The sequence below is a fragment of the Methanobrevibacter sp. genome (genome assembly GCF_045120835.1).
GTDB lineage: Archaea > Methanobacteriota > Methanobacteria > Methanobacteriales > Methanobacteriaceae > Methanocatella.
Genome location: NZ_JBGVFE010000102.1, coordinates 1 through 12,949, shown reverse-complemented (window position 1 = coordinate 12,949; position 12,949 = coordinate 1). Strand labels below are relative to the sequence as shown.

At 34.0% G+C, this 12,949-nt stretch carries 17 protein-coding genes and 1 pseudogene; 8 read left to right on the top strand and 10 right to left on the bottom strand.

The window, feature by feature from the left end; translation table 11 throughout:
- The 7 genes from ACJMLO_RS09340 to ACJMLO_RS09310 form a co-directional block, all read right to left on the bottom strand.
- A partial coding sequence (locus tag ACJMLO_RS09340) for an AAA family ATPase (RefSeq protein WP_405296143.1) occupies nt 1–1,046 on the bottom strand: 1,046 nt, incomplete at its 3' end.
- A 247-nt stretch (nt 1,047–1,293) separates the two neighbouring features.
- A complete protein-coding gene (locus ACJMLO_RS09335) occupies nt 1,294–1,716 on the bottom strand; it encodes a winged helix-turn-helix transcriptional regulator (RefSeq protein ID WP_405296141.1) in 423 nt (140 codons plus the stop codon).
- The gene (locus tag ACJMLO_RS09330) at nt 1,713–1,988 is read right to left on the bottom strand and encodes a hypothetical protein (RefSeq protein WP_405296139.1); all 276 of its coding nucleotides are present in this window, start codon (nt 1,986–1,988) and stop codon (nt 1,713–1,715) included. Before ACJMLO_RS09330 ends, ACJMLO_RS09335 begins: the two co-directional genes overlap by 4 nt.
- A 340-nt stretch (nt 1,989–2,328) precedes the next feature.
- Nucleotides 2,329–2,535, bottom strand: a complete 207-nt coding sequence (locus tag ACJMLO_RS09325; protein WP_405296137.1) for a hypothetical protein — start codon at nt 2,533–2,535, stop codon at nt 2,329–2,331.
- 3 nt (nt 2,536–2,538) lie between these two features.
- Entirely contained in the window at nt 2,539–3,741 is a 1,203-nt protein-coding gene (hmgA, locus tag ACJMLO_RS09320; RefSeq protein WP_405296135.1) for a hydroxymethylglutaryl-CoA reductase (NADPH), read from the bottom strand.
- Complete coding sequence (sucD, locus tag ACJMLO_RS09315) at nt 3,741–4,604, bottom strand: succinate--CoA ligase subunit alpha (protein ID WP_405296133.1); 864 nt, start codon at nt 4,602–4,604, stop codon at nt 3,741–3,743. The genes hmgA and sucD overlap by 1 nt, the downstream gene beginning before the upstream one ends.
- A gap of 10 nt (nt 4,605–4,614) precedes the next feature.
- On the bottom strand, nt 4,615–5,340 hold the full coding sequence (locus tag ACJMLO_RS09310; protein WP_405296131.1) for a hypothetical protein: 726 nt from the start codon (nt 5,338–5,340) through the stop codon (nt 4,615–4,617).
- A 124-nt stretch (nt 5,341–5,464) separates the two neighbouring features.
- On the opposite strand from ACJMLO_RS09310, the gene aroD reads away from it, so the two are divergent.
- Nucleotides 5,465–6,142: a type I 3-dehydroquinate dehydratase gene (gene aroD / locus ACJMLO_RS09305; RefSeq protein WP_405296129.1), complete on the top strand. Its 678-nt coding sequence runs from the start codon at nt 5,465–5,467 to the stop codon at nt 6,140–6,142.
- A gap of 4 nt (nt 6,143–6,146) precedes the next feature.
- Nucleotides 6,147–6,749 carry a S24 family peptidase gene (locus ACJMLO_RS09300; RefSeq protein ID WP_405296127.1) on the top strand — a complete coding sequence of 201 codons (603 nt, stop codon included), beginning with the start codon at nt 6,147–6,149 and terminating at the stop codon, nt 6,747–6,749.
- 91 nt (nt 6,750–6,840) lie between these two features.
- On the opposite strand, the gene ACJMLO_RS09295 is transcribed toward ACJMLO_RS09300, so the two are convergent.
- Together ACJMLO_RS09295 and ACJMLO_RS09290 are read right to left on the bottom strand one after the other, a co-directional pair.
- The gene (locus ACJMLO_RS09295; protein ID WP_405296125.1) at nt 6,841–7,179 is read right to left on the bottom strand and encodes a P-II family nitrogen regulator; all 339 of its coding nucleotides are present in this window, start codon (nt 7,177–7,179) and stop codon (nt 6,841–6,843) included.
- Between the two features lie 11 nt (nt 7,180–7,190).
- Nucleotides 7,191–8,405, bottom strand: coding sequence for an ammonium transporter (locus ACJMLO_RS09290; protein WP_405296121.1), 1,215 nt, complete (start codon nt 8,403–8,405; stop codon nt 7,191–7,193).
- 202 nt (nt 8,406–8,607) lie between these two features.
- Here ACJMLO_RS09290 and ACJMLO_RS09285 point away from each other — a divergent pair, with 202 nt between their 5' ends.
- The 6 genes from ACJMLO_RS09285 to ACJMLO_RS09260 are packed head-to-tail and all read left to right on the top strand — an operon-like array spanning nt 8,608 to nt 12,695.
- Entirely contained in the window at nt 8,608–8,916 is a 309-nt protein-coding gene (locus ACJMLO_RS09285; protein WP_405296119.1) for a hypothetical protein, read from the top strand.
- Nucleotides 8,917–8,920: 4 nt separating this feature from the next.
- The gene (locus tag ACJMLO_RS09280) at nt 8,921–10,147 is read left to right on the top strand and encodes an HD domain-containing protein (protein ID WP_405296117.1); all 1,227 of its coding nucleotides are present in this window, start codon (nt 8,921–8,923) and stop codon (nt 10,145–10,147) included.
- A gap of 9 nt (nt 10,148–10,156) precedes the next feature.
- The gene (locus ACJMLO_RS09275) at nt 10,157–10,705 is read left to right on the top strand and encodes a UbiX family flavin prenyltransferase (RefSeq protein WP_405296115.1); all 549 of its coding nucleotides are present in this window, start codon (nt 10,157–10,159) and stop codon (nt 10,703–10,705) included.
- Nucleotides 10,706–11,269 (top strand): precorrin-6Y C5,15-methyltransferase (decarboxylating) subunit CbiT, encoded by a 564-nt coding sequence (gene cbiT, locus ACJMLO_RS09270; protein ID WP_405296113.1) that lies wholly within the window; start codon nt 10,706–10,708, stop codon nt 11,267–11,269.
- Nucleotides 11,270–11,287: 18 nt separating this feature from the next.
- Nucleotides 11,288–12,046, top strand: coding sequence for a hypothetical protein (locus tag ACJMLO_RS09265; RefSeq protein ID WP_405296111.1), 759 nt, complete (start codon nt 11,288–11,290; stop codon nt 12,044–12,046).
- Nucleotides 12,047–12,065: 19 nt separating this feature from the next.
- Entirely contained in the window at nt 12,066–12,695 is a 630-nt protein-coding gene (locus ACJMLO_RS09260) for a molybdenum cofactor guanylyltransferase (protein WP_405296109.1), read from the top strand.
- Here ACJMLO_RS09260 and ACJMLO_RS09255 read toward each other — a convergent pair.
- Nucleotides 12,692–12,949: pseudogene (locus tag ACJMLO_RS09255) on the bottom strand (RNA-binding protein); the annotation flags it as partial. The gene ACJMLO_RS09260 and the pseudogene ACJMLO_RS09255 overlap by 4 nt on opposite strands.

Sequence of the window (12,949 nt, the reverse complement as noted above, 5' to 3'; positions counted from 1 at the left end):
TTGGATGATGTTCCATAAGCTTCAAGGGAAAATATCAGATGTGTTTTTTCTAGTATGTCTAAAATGTTTTTTACATTGGCTTGGGAAGTTTTAAGATATTTTGCTAAATTGTTTTGTGAGAGGTCTCCTGCATTTTGCAGTGCCAGATATCTCAGTATCCTGTTTGAATTTGTCTGGTTTTCAAAAGTGAAGTTTTTAATGGCAACCATGTCGGTATTTACAACTTTTTCAACCATATCCACAATATTGGCTGTGAGTTTCCTGAAATCGATTTTACGTGCAAGTATTGGAAATCCCCCATATCTTAAATATTCATCCCAATCATTAGACCTGTATTCGATATTATTGATTAAATCCCTATTGACTTCGTTTTCATATTTTATGGCTTCTTCACTATTACCGTTTAAAATCAGGTCAACCAATGAATTTCCAAGATTGATGTTAGAATAGTTATATTTTAATTTCACATGTTCGTTATAATTTAGGGGAGTTATAACTCTTTTAAACATTCTTCTTGCTGCATCTGCATTGTATTCCAGATTCAGTGCTGATGAACCTGTGAATACCATAAAGATTTTTTCTGATCGATCATATATGATTTTACCTGACATTGCCCAGTTTTTATCGTATTGTGATTCATCTATTAAAAGGAAAATTTCTCTATCCAATAATCTTAAGTTGGTATTGAATTGATTGTTTAGATAGATGTCAACGATTTCCCGTATATTGCAGTCAACAAGATTGTTTAAATCATCACATGACAAGTAAATTATCTGTTCTGGCAATATGTGTTTGTCGTTTAACAGATAGTGATATGCCTGATAAAGCAGGGTTGTCTTTCCAACACCCCTAATTCCTGGCAGTACAATAAATCTATTTAACTCCTCTCCATCAATAAAATTATCTATACTTTCCCTGATTTCATTAAATTCGAATCTACAGTTTAATTTCCTATCATTATTGATTAACTTATCCCTTAAGACATGCGGCATGTTAGAAATATTTTCATTTAGGAAATTAAGAATTAATTGTGTTTTGTCATCCATAATCAAATAACTCCTTTCAGAACATATTAGTTAATAAAATATTTGTTAATACATATATAAATACTTAACAAAATATTTTATTAGACTAGTCTACGGTTCATTAATCTGAAAACCATAAAACCAATTTACAATTTAAACATTAATCTCCATAAATAAGGCAGAATATAGCATATATACTGTAATTTATATAACTATCTATTTTATCTGTAGAAATGAATTAAAACTATATAAATGGAATTTAAAAGTTTCAAATCTCAAGTTTAATCTCATCAAAGGTCAGATAAGGTATTTTACTATTTTTAATGCCATCTTCAAATTTTATAAATCCGTCTTCTTCCAATTTTTTAACTTTTGGTTGGATATTGCTGACGTCCTTGTTTATTTTTTTGGCCAGATCCCTTATGCTTCTTGGTTTTTCATGTTTAATTGTGTTCAATATAATTAAATCCAAGTCTGATAGTGATAGTTTGTTTGTAACCAGACTTTCTGTTGTTTCAATCATTTCATCAGGATTTTGATTATAATATTTCCAGTTTTCCAAGTCCACATACATTTTCATGTTATTGGTTCGTTTAAACAGTTTTTCCAATTCGCTGATGGATTTGTAGGTTTCTTCCATTTCACGGATGAATTCATAGCCGTTTTGCTTTTTAACTAAAGTAATGATCATTTTAACATCTCCATTAACTCTTCAATATCAAAATTATTTGTAACATTTAAGTAATTTTTAATCATTTCATAGATTTTATCACAATCCTGTAGTGACAATTCAACTCTATAGGCATGATTTTGAGGATTTGGGTGAATATGTGCTTTACCCATATGATAATTGTCAATTAGAATATTATCAGGCATTATAATAATTGACCACCCATTCGGTGTTTTAACCTTGTAGAGAATTTTATCACCTATTGGGATTTGGTTTTGTTTTTTCCTTGTCATGTAATAATATATTTATTTTAGTATTTATATATTTGTTGGTTTTTTACCAACACAATTATATAATGTTAAGTAAATTCAACAATACTAAATAAATTTTCAAATCCCTAATCAAAATTTAAAAAACATAATGTTATAACATGTCATCTAACTGAAAAACTGTAAGTTAATGAAAAAACACAGATGCACACATAAACTGATATTTATAAACATAGCCATTCAAAGAAAAAATATATTCAAAATAATTACTCGACAGTAATCATCCAAAATATTAAAAAAACAAAATTAAGGACATCATATTTAATTTGAAGCAATCATGCAACTTTTCATATGATTCCCGATACTACTCATTAAAATACTTAACAAACTCATCGGATTCAGGAGTTTCACTGAATTCCCGAATAAACTCATGCAAGTCATTGATGAGTTCTTCTTTTCGTTTATTGAAATCTTTAATTTGAGAATAATCCTTCTTAATAGATAATGTCATGAGTATATCCTCAGTTTCAAGAGTCAGCTCAGGATATAATTCATCAAAAAAATCATCCATTTTCTATCCTCTTCCATGCTGCTGATGCGCTCTTGCAAGATGACCTGCAGCAATGGCTCCGACAAGAGACAATTCCCCTGCAAGTACGGTTGAAGCAACAATTTCAGCAAATTCACGTGCCTTTCCAGAACCTGCAACACCAAGAATTTCCAAACCTTCATGAGCTACTTCCAAACTGGTTCCTCCACCAACAGTAGCTACAGGCAAATCCGGCAAGTTTACTGAGAAATATAAATCTCCATCACGATTTTCAGCGGTTGTAATTCCAAGAGATCCTTCAACGACATGGGCAGCATCCTGACCTGTTGCTAAAAATATGGCCGCAACCATATTTGCATAATGAGCATTGAAAGCCATGGACCCGCTAGCTGCAGAACCAATCAGATTTTTGGCAGTATTGACCTCAACGATTGTGTCAACTTCAGTCTTAAGTTTTTTGGATACTATCTCTTTTGGAATTAAGATATCTGCTATAACACTTTTTCCCCTTCCTTCAACAATGTTTATGGCTGCCGGCTTTTTGTCAACACAAACATTACCGCTTAATGCCAAATGAGTTGCTGTAGTTTCCTCTGCAAGTTTTTCGAGGATTTTTTCAGAGGCTATTGTTACCATATTCATACCCATACTGTCTCCGGTTGAGAATACGAATCTTGGATACACATAGCTTCCGACAATTAAGATTGGGTCAATTTTTATTAGTTTACCATGGGAAGTTGTACTTTCAGCAATCTGTTTTAATTCATCGAAATTATCAATAAACCATTGTTTGATTTTCAAAGCATCAACTACATTGTCACATTTGATAGCAGGTGCACGAGTCATTATATCAGAAATCACTCTTGCATTTGCACCTCCAGAAGCAGTGATTGTTGATGCACCACGGTTGATTGATGCAACTAACGCACCTTCGGATGTTGCAAGAGGAATGAATACTTCACGATTACAGTATTCACCATTAATTTTCAATGGTCCTGCAATCCCCATTGGAAGTTGCAATACACCAATTGAATTTTCAATGTTACGGGCAGATGCCCTTTCCATATCAAGAGTATAATTTGAAATATTAGTTAAATCAATGGAATATTTCTGCTCCAGGAATTCTCTTCTTATATCAGTTGCTTCTTTGGCGGTTACTTCCTTATCAACCTGATAAAGTTTCATTTCACCATTTAATAATTTATCAATAATTTCTTGATGAGTCATTACATAACCTTTTTAAGTAATTCTACGATTTCAGATGGTTTTACAGCTACTTCCACACCGGCTTCATTTAAAGCTTTGGTTTTACTTGCGACAGTACCTGAACTTCCTTGAATAATTGCTCCAGCATGCCCCATTCTTTTACCCGGCGGTGCGGTTCTTCCTGCAATATATGATACTACCGGCTTTGACATTTCCTCTGCAATGAATTTACCGGCCCTTTCTTCTGCAGTTCCTCCAATTTCACCAATCAAGACAACCGCATCGGTCTGGTCATCTTTTTCAAATCTTTTTAAGATGTCAACATAATTGTCTCCGGTTACAGGGTCTCCACCAATACCGACAGCAGTGCTCTGACCTATTCCGGCATTAGTGAGTTCGCTTGCGATTTCATATGTTAATGTACCGCTTCTTGAAATTACTCCAACATTTCCTTCCTTGAAAATATGGGTCGGCATGATACCCATTTTACCGACACCCGGAGAAATGATTCCCGGAGTATTCGGACCGATGACAGTTGTGCCCATCTCTTTTGCATATGCCATGATTTTCATGCTGTCGTGAACAGGAATGTGTTCAGAAATGATGACAACCAAATCCAAGTGTCTGATTGCTTCAAAGGCAGCGTCTTTTGCAAATCTTGCAGGAACAAAAATAATGGAAGCGTTGATATCAACTTCTTCTGTTGCTTCCTCCATCGAATTAAAAATCGGAACTGTATCGAGGAATTTTTGACCACCTTTTCCAGGTGTGAGTCCTGCAACAATATTTGTATTGTAATTTAACATTTGTTCTGTGTGGAAGGAACCTTGTTTACCGGTAATCCCTTGAACCAAACATTTTGTATCTTCATTTAATAAAATCATAATATAACTCCTATCTTAATATTCGTGTCTTATTTTCAAATGGAACAGCCAGGTCTATTACATTACCATTCATAAATGCAGTAGCGGAAAATATTACACTGCCAGGCAATACATTACAAGTTGTTCCCCTTTTAACTAAATAAACATTCTTATTTCCGAGTGCCGCACCTATCATAGCACCTGCTATTACTCCAACAGATTCAATATCTTCAACAGTGGCAACAACTACCGGATCATCAGTTTCTGGTGAAACATATCCTACACCAGGTATTTTTCTTGTCTTCGGTTCAATATAATCTGATACATCAGTACAATTAGCCATTCCTTTTGCAGCATTTATTGCTGAGTTTGCAACATCACCAACAAATGATTCTCCCCCATATGTATCAAAACCTAAAACAATTGCATCAGGATACCTGTCTGGCCTTATACTAGCTTCAGCATAAGATACTCCTTCCCCTGCATCATCAGGGTTATCAGAAATTCCAGACAAATCCCCAAGATTTTCTGCACTCATCTTTAAAACATCGACTAAACCTTCATTGATAGCTTCAAGCTGGTCATCTTCGACAAATGCGCTTACAACCACATCATCACCAGTCACATTTGTTAAAGCAACATCCCTTGCACCCAGCTCTTTAACACGATGAAGATTATTCTCAATGGTTTCTACTAGCTTAGAACTGCAGGACACATCGTTTTTTGATATATCTGCACCTATAGCTACAACTTTCAAATTAACACCTTATATAAATTTAATCAAATAATAAAATTTTAAATTTTATTGATATATAATTTGTTTTTTAATTTATATAAATATTAAGAAACTTTAATTAATAAAAAAATTAAATACTTAAATAATGTATTCACAAACAAAAATTGCAATTCCTATTTTTCAAAAAAAATGCGAAGATGTTGTAAAAGTTGCAAACGATTGTATTGAAAAAGGAGCTGACGTTTTAGAGTTTAGAATTGATGGGCTGAAAAATCCAGATATCCGAGAAATAAAAAAGACCATCAAAGAAATTAATTTTCCAATGATAGCAACAAACAGAATCAACTCTGAAGGAGGTTCTTTTAAAGGTTCGGAAGAAGAAAGAATCAACATTTTATATGAATGCTGCGATTTAGTTGATTATGTTGACATTGAACTTCAAAGTAACGATGAATACATAAATAAGATCCATGAAAGCGGAGTTAAAACAATTGTCTCTTATCATGATTTTGAAAAAACCCCTGATTTAAATGAAATAATGTATATTGTTTCCAAAGAGCATGAATTAGGAGACATAGCTAAAGTTGCATTTATGCCACAGGATTTAGAGGATACTCTAACAATACTAGCAGTTTTATCCCATTGCGAAAATACAATTGCAATTTCAATGGGTGATTTGGGAAGTTATACTCGCGTAATGGCTTCCAAATTTGACTCACCGATTACTTTTGCTGCAGGAACTGATGTTACCGCTCCCGGCCAAATCGATATTGAAACAATGAAAGCCCTTTTAAATATGGATTTAAATATCATGGATGAGTGATCATATGGCTAAAAAGATCATTTTAGCTTTAGTGATTCTGATTTTAATAATAGTTTTTGGAATAATGTTTTTTGCTCATGATTCAGTAGAAGTCTTCATCGACGGTGAAAACATTACTGTAGAAACAATTACCTTTTCTGATATCGACAAGCATGGCTTAAACAATGAAATTTGTGACTACACCTTAGATGTTATGAATGACACGACTACAGATATAGATACATATAAAAATGGTATTGAAGACTTATGCAGTTACTATGGTCTGGAAGATGTTGAAATAACTTTAGATTCAACAATCGGCCCCAATCAAATACCTGTTATAGCTTATGTCGACGGGACTTCCATGCTTCCGACACTGAAGGACGGCCAAAGCGTACTTATAAATAAAACACACAATGTCAAAGTTGGAGATATTGTTGTGGCGGATTCAGACGAATACGGCGGAATCATAAAAAGAGTCGATGAAGTAAACGGCAACAATATCCACTTAGTAAGCGATAACAAGGAAATCTCCTATGAATATATCAATGGCGTTTTGTATGAACTGAAAGGAATTTCGACCTGGGTGGATATCAATGACATTAATGGCGTGGTAATCAGTTATTGAAAGGAAAATAATGCAACAGCATTATTTTCCGAAGGGAGATATCAAAAAAAACGAATGAAACATTCGCTTATTTTAATGATAAGGAGATTGGCTACACAGCCCCATCCCCCTGTTCACCTGTTCTAATTCTAATTACATTATCTACCGGTTGGATGAATATTTTTCCGTCTCCAATGTTTCCGGTATATGCTCCTTTTCTAATCGCATCAGTAATTAAATCTAGCCCCTCGTCTTTTACAACGATTTCTATACGTGTTTTTGGAATCAGATCTATACAGTAACTTGATCCCCTGTAGGATTCTTTCACTCCCTTTTGACTTCCTCTTCCTTTGACTTCAGTTACTGTCATTCCTTCGCATCCAACTTCCATCAATTCCCTTTTAACATCCTCAAACTTTTCCTGTCTGATAATTGCTACAATACGTTTCAATACTATTCCCCCTAGTTAAGGTTATAAGCGGATTCCTTGTGAAGGTTTGAATCAAGACCTCCAACCTCTTCACTTTCGTCTACTCTTATACCGCCTAATACTTTATCTATGATTTTGGCTAAAATATAGCTTACTACAAATGCATAGACCATTGTTGCGATTACACTTATAATCTGTATTAATACCTGATTGGCATTTCCTGCAATTAATCCTGCAACTCCACCAACGGTCGGAACTGCAAAAATACCTGTTGCTATTGCTCCCCATACACCGGACATTCCGTGTATTCCCCATACATCCAATGCATCATCGTATCCAAGTTTAGGTTTAAGATAATTAATTGAATAGTATGAAATAATAGGAGCCACTGCACCAATAACCAATGCTCCAGGCACATCAACGAAACCTGCAGCCGGAGTGATTCCAACCAAACCTGCTACTGCACCGGAAATTGCACCTAGAACTGTTGGTTTTCCAATTGTGAATGTATCAATCATTGTCCAGACAATTAATCCCATTGCTGCAGCTACATTTGATACTATTATAGCATTTGCTGCCAGTCCATCAGCAGCAAGACCTGATCCTCCATTGAATCCCATCCATCCAAACCAGAGAAGTGCTGCACCTAGAACAGCATAACCTAAGTTGTGTGGAATCAGTGAAGAGTTTTTCCTTTTACCTAACACTAAAGCAACAGCCAAAGCGGAAATACCTGAGTTGATGTGAACAACTGCACCTCCTGCAAAGTCAAGTGCACCCATCTGCATCAACCATCCTCCTCCCCATACCCAGTGGGCAATAGGGATATACACTAAACAAGCCCAAATTGGAGCAAAGATTACCCAAGCTTTTGTTTTCATCCTTCCAACCAATGCTCCAGACATAATTGCACATGTAAGGCCTGCAAATGCACACTGGAACATTACAAACAATAATGTTGGAATGGTACCGTTTAGATCATCTAATCCAATCCCCTGTAAAAAGAAATGGGCCGGTTGACCTATAAATCCGTTAATATCATTTCCAAATGCAAACTGGTAACCGAATATTACCCAAATTACACTTATGATTGAAAACGCAATGAAAGTTAAAAACATTGTATTTAAAACATTTTTTCTTTTACTTAATCCTCCATAAAAAAATGCTACTGCCGGAATACTCATTAATAATACAAGTAATGTACAAACGAGAATCCATGCAGTATCACCTGCACTAAATATATCCATTATATCAAATCTCTATAAATTTTAATTTTTATCGGAAGTATACTGTCGGAAGTATGTTTCCGATATACATTAATTGAACCTCATCACATATAAACTTTTGCACAATTAACAAAAATCATTGAAAAAAGTTAATTTTTTACAAAAGCATTAAATAATAGCTTAAAAAGAAATAATTATAGTATAAAACAAAACATGTGGTATTATGAAAGGCTCAGTAAAAGCAAATTTAATAGTATTTTTAATAATTGCTGTTATTGCATTTTGCATCAGTTCAACATTTGCTACATTAACAATACATGAAAATAACGATTCATATAAGCTAATACCCGTTGCAAATGATTCTTTTGAGCCTGAAGACATTGATTATGTACCGACATACGTTCCAAAAAATACTACCAATTCAACAAATACCACAGAAAACACCAATATAATCGATGACATAGGAGATACACTGGACAATTGGAGCGAAAGCCTAGAAGAATGGACTGATGGCTACAATGATGAAGGCTGATAAAATGAGTGACAAAAAGAAATTTATCAGAGATAGCGTCTATGGAGATATTAGATTATCCAAATTTGAAGTAGAAATAATGGATATGCCTCAATTTCAACGTTTAAGACGAATAAAACAATTGGGATTAATAAGTTTAATTTATCCCGGAGCAACACATACAAGATTTGAACACTGCATTGGAACAATGAATCTGGGATCAAAACTTGCTGAAGAATTAGATTTATCCGATTATGATATTGAATTGATAAGAGCATCCGGACTTTTGCATGATATCGGGCACGGCCCATTTTCACATGTATCCGAGGGAGTTCTTTCAGTCCCACACGAGGAACTGTCAAAATATGTGATAACAAAAACCTCCATGAAGGATTTACTCGAAGAAAAATTCGATGTGAACAGAATTGTAGACATCATCAATGGAAAAGGACATCTGGGACCAATCATTTCCGGAGAACTTGACGTTGACAGAATGGACTATCTTCTCAGAGACTCCCATAACACCGGAGTGTCTTATGGAAAAATTGATTATGAAAGACTCATTACAAATCTAAAATTAGAAGACGGATTGATTTTAGACATTAAAGGCGTTCAGGCAGCTGAAGGGGCATTGGTATCAAGATACTTCATGTATCCAAGCGTTTACCAACACCATACAACAAGAATTGTGAATTCAATGTTTAGACGAGCATTGAAAAAGACAATTGATGAAGGAATAATTGATGAAAAAAGCATGTACAAATACGATGATACAGACATTATCGCCATATTCAGAAGCTGTGGAAACGAATATGCAAATGACATAATGAACAGACTGGACAATAGAATCATACCAAAACGTGTCAAAAGCATCCGTCTGGACAATTTTAAATATCCTGAAAAGATGTACAAAATTGAATCTTCTGAGCTTAGAAAGGCCGAAGAGGAAATTGCCGAGGATTTCGGACTGGATAAGGATTACGTGTTTATCAATATTGCAGAATATCCAAGATTCGATGAGATGAAAACACAGGTCAGTGTAGAAGATAAACTATTCCCATTAACTGAAATATCAAATATTATAGGAGCATTAAGTAAAGCAAGATTTAATATCCCTGATATCAGCGTTTATGTTCCTGAAGAAGAAAAAACCAGATTTGAGAAATTTAAATTGGAGCAATATGTTGACCTGCCTGAAATTGACCGTGAAAAATTCCATGGAATTCATTATGACCAGATTAAACTATTTTAGGAGAATATTATGATTGTAGTTGCAATAACCGGATCCAGTGGAGTAATATATGGAATAAGACTCATTGAAGCTTTAAATGAATTGAATATAGAAAATAGCCTTGTAATAAGTGATGCAGCTAAAATCGTGATTGAATCAGAAACTGACTATAAGGTTGAAGATGTCATTGAAATGGCAGACACATATTATGATTTCAACGATTTGACCGCTTCCATAAATAGCGGATCATTTAAAGCCGATGCTCTTGCAATTGTGCCATGTTCTATGAAGACACTATCATCGATTGCAAACGGTTATGGAGCAAATACAATAACAAGGGTTGCTGATGTGAGTTTAAAAGAGCGCAGACCAACCGTTATCGTTCCCCGTGAAACTCCACTTAGAAGTATTCACATTCAAAACATGCTGACATTATCACAAGAAGGAGCCATTATTTTACCGGCAATGCCTGGTTTTTACTCAACACACGATACCGTTGATGACCAAATCAATTTTATTGTTGGAAAAATCTTAGACTCCTTAAAAATTGAAAATAATCTATTTAAAAGGTGGGAGTAAATGTTAGAAGACAAGGATTTTATCAAATCCTGTGATGTTCCAGGACCAACAAAAGAAGCAATAAGAGCAATAATCCTATATAAATCCGGAGTGACATCAGATGACAAAGTTGTTGATTGCGGATGTGGAACTGGCGGAATTACCTGTGAATTCAGCCAAAGAGCATGTGAAGTGATCTCCATTGACACAAATCCGGAAGCAATTGAAGTAACTTCAAAAAACCTTAAAAAATTTGGACTTGGAGATAATGTCACATTAATCAATGATGATGGAGCAAACGCCCTAAATGATATTGATGATATTGACATTGCAGTCGTTGGAGGCAGCGGCAGACAATTAGAAAATATCCTGGATATCGTTCATGAAAAATTAAATTCAAAAGGAAGAATCATCATTACAGCTATTCTTGTTGATACTAAAGTTGAAGCCATAAATAAACTTAAAGATTTAGGATACAACCCAAAATTGATGGAAGTTAACGTTTCAAATGGGAGAGTCCTTGACCGTGGTGTTTTAATGATTAGTGAAAACCCGATAGCTATAATAACTGCTCAAAAAAGATAGAAAATTGGAGATTATACTATGAGTAAACGAATGAGTTGGAAAGTTAAATTTTCAATAGTTATGGTTGCTTTAATAATAATTATCTATGGATCAAATTACCTGGTTTTAGGTGATGCAGAGCATATCATATCATATGTCTGGACTCACTTGGGTTTTATTCCCGTTGATATATTAATTGTAGCATTCCTTCTTGATGAAATCATCGAGAAAAAAGAAAAAGAAGCTATGCTTGAAAAGTTAGACATGTTAATGAGCACTTTCTTTTCAGAAGTTGGAAATGAATTAATCAGCCAATTAAGTGCTGCAAATAAATACAAAGCAGATACCGAAAATTTAAAATCAATCAAAAATTGGGATCAAAAAGACTTTGATAATAAACTAGCCGAAATTAAAGACAAGAGTATTGATTTCTCAGCCGATATTCCTCTTGAAAACAGGGAAGAATTTTTAGATAATTTAAGAGACTTACTTGTTGATAAAAGAGAATTTATTATTAATTTAATGACCAATCCTAATTTACTTGAAAAAGAAGAATTTACAGGTTTGATAACTGCAATTCTTCACTTAGATGAAGAGTTAGAACATAGAAAAGACTTGAATCTAGTTACCGATGCAGATTTTGCTCATTTGAATGGAGATATGCAAAGAGTATATAACAGATTAGTGCACGAATGGGTTTATTATTTAAAATACTTGCATAAACATTACCCTTACATGATTGCATTAATTATCCGCACTAATCCATTTGATGAAACTGCAGATGTATATGTAAATTAAATTTGAGGAGAGATTTAATATGAGTAACATAAACGAAAACTGTGAAAATATTAAATCTTGCATTATTTTATGTGGAGGTAAAAGTAGCAGAATGGGTCAAGACAAGGGCTCTATGATTATTCAAAATGAACCTATGATTAAACATATTCTTTCTACCTTAAACCATCAAATTAACGAGGCAATAATTGTTTTAAACGATGCAAAAAGAATAGCAAAATATAGCGAATTTATTAATCCGCAAGATTACAGCTACACCATAACCTTTGTTGAAGATAAAGTTAAAAATAAAGGCCCAATGCCGGGAATCATGACTGGACTTGATGAAATAAAAAGTGAGTATGCACTAATACTGCCTTGTGATAGCCCATATGTTTCTAAAAATTATATAAATACTATTTTTGATGAAATTGACATCAAATATCAGGCTATTGTCCCCTACCATGACCAAGAAAACAGATTAAAAACATCAGAACCGCTTCATTCAATCTACAATAAAAATGTTATCCCGAAAATAGAGGAATTGATTTCGAATGATGTTTTGCACATAAAAGGACTGATAGAAAAAATAGATACAAAATTTGTTTTAATCGATGATAAAAAAATAGAAAAAAAAGAATTTAGAAATCTTAATCGTCCAGAAGACATTTAAAGATGTTCTATTAACTCTTTTGTTTTTGTAACTGCTAAATTAACAGCGAAAAGAATATCGTCTTTTGTTAATGGTTCTTTTCCACCTTTCTGCATTGAGCAAATGTGACCATCTTTTGTAACACCAACATTTAAGCGAGCGCTAGCTACTTTTTCTTCAGATAATGTTGGGTCAATGACAATCTTATCACCAATCTTAACAAAAGTACATAAAGCTAATTCATTGTTGATTGGTAAATCAAAGGTTTCATCCTC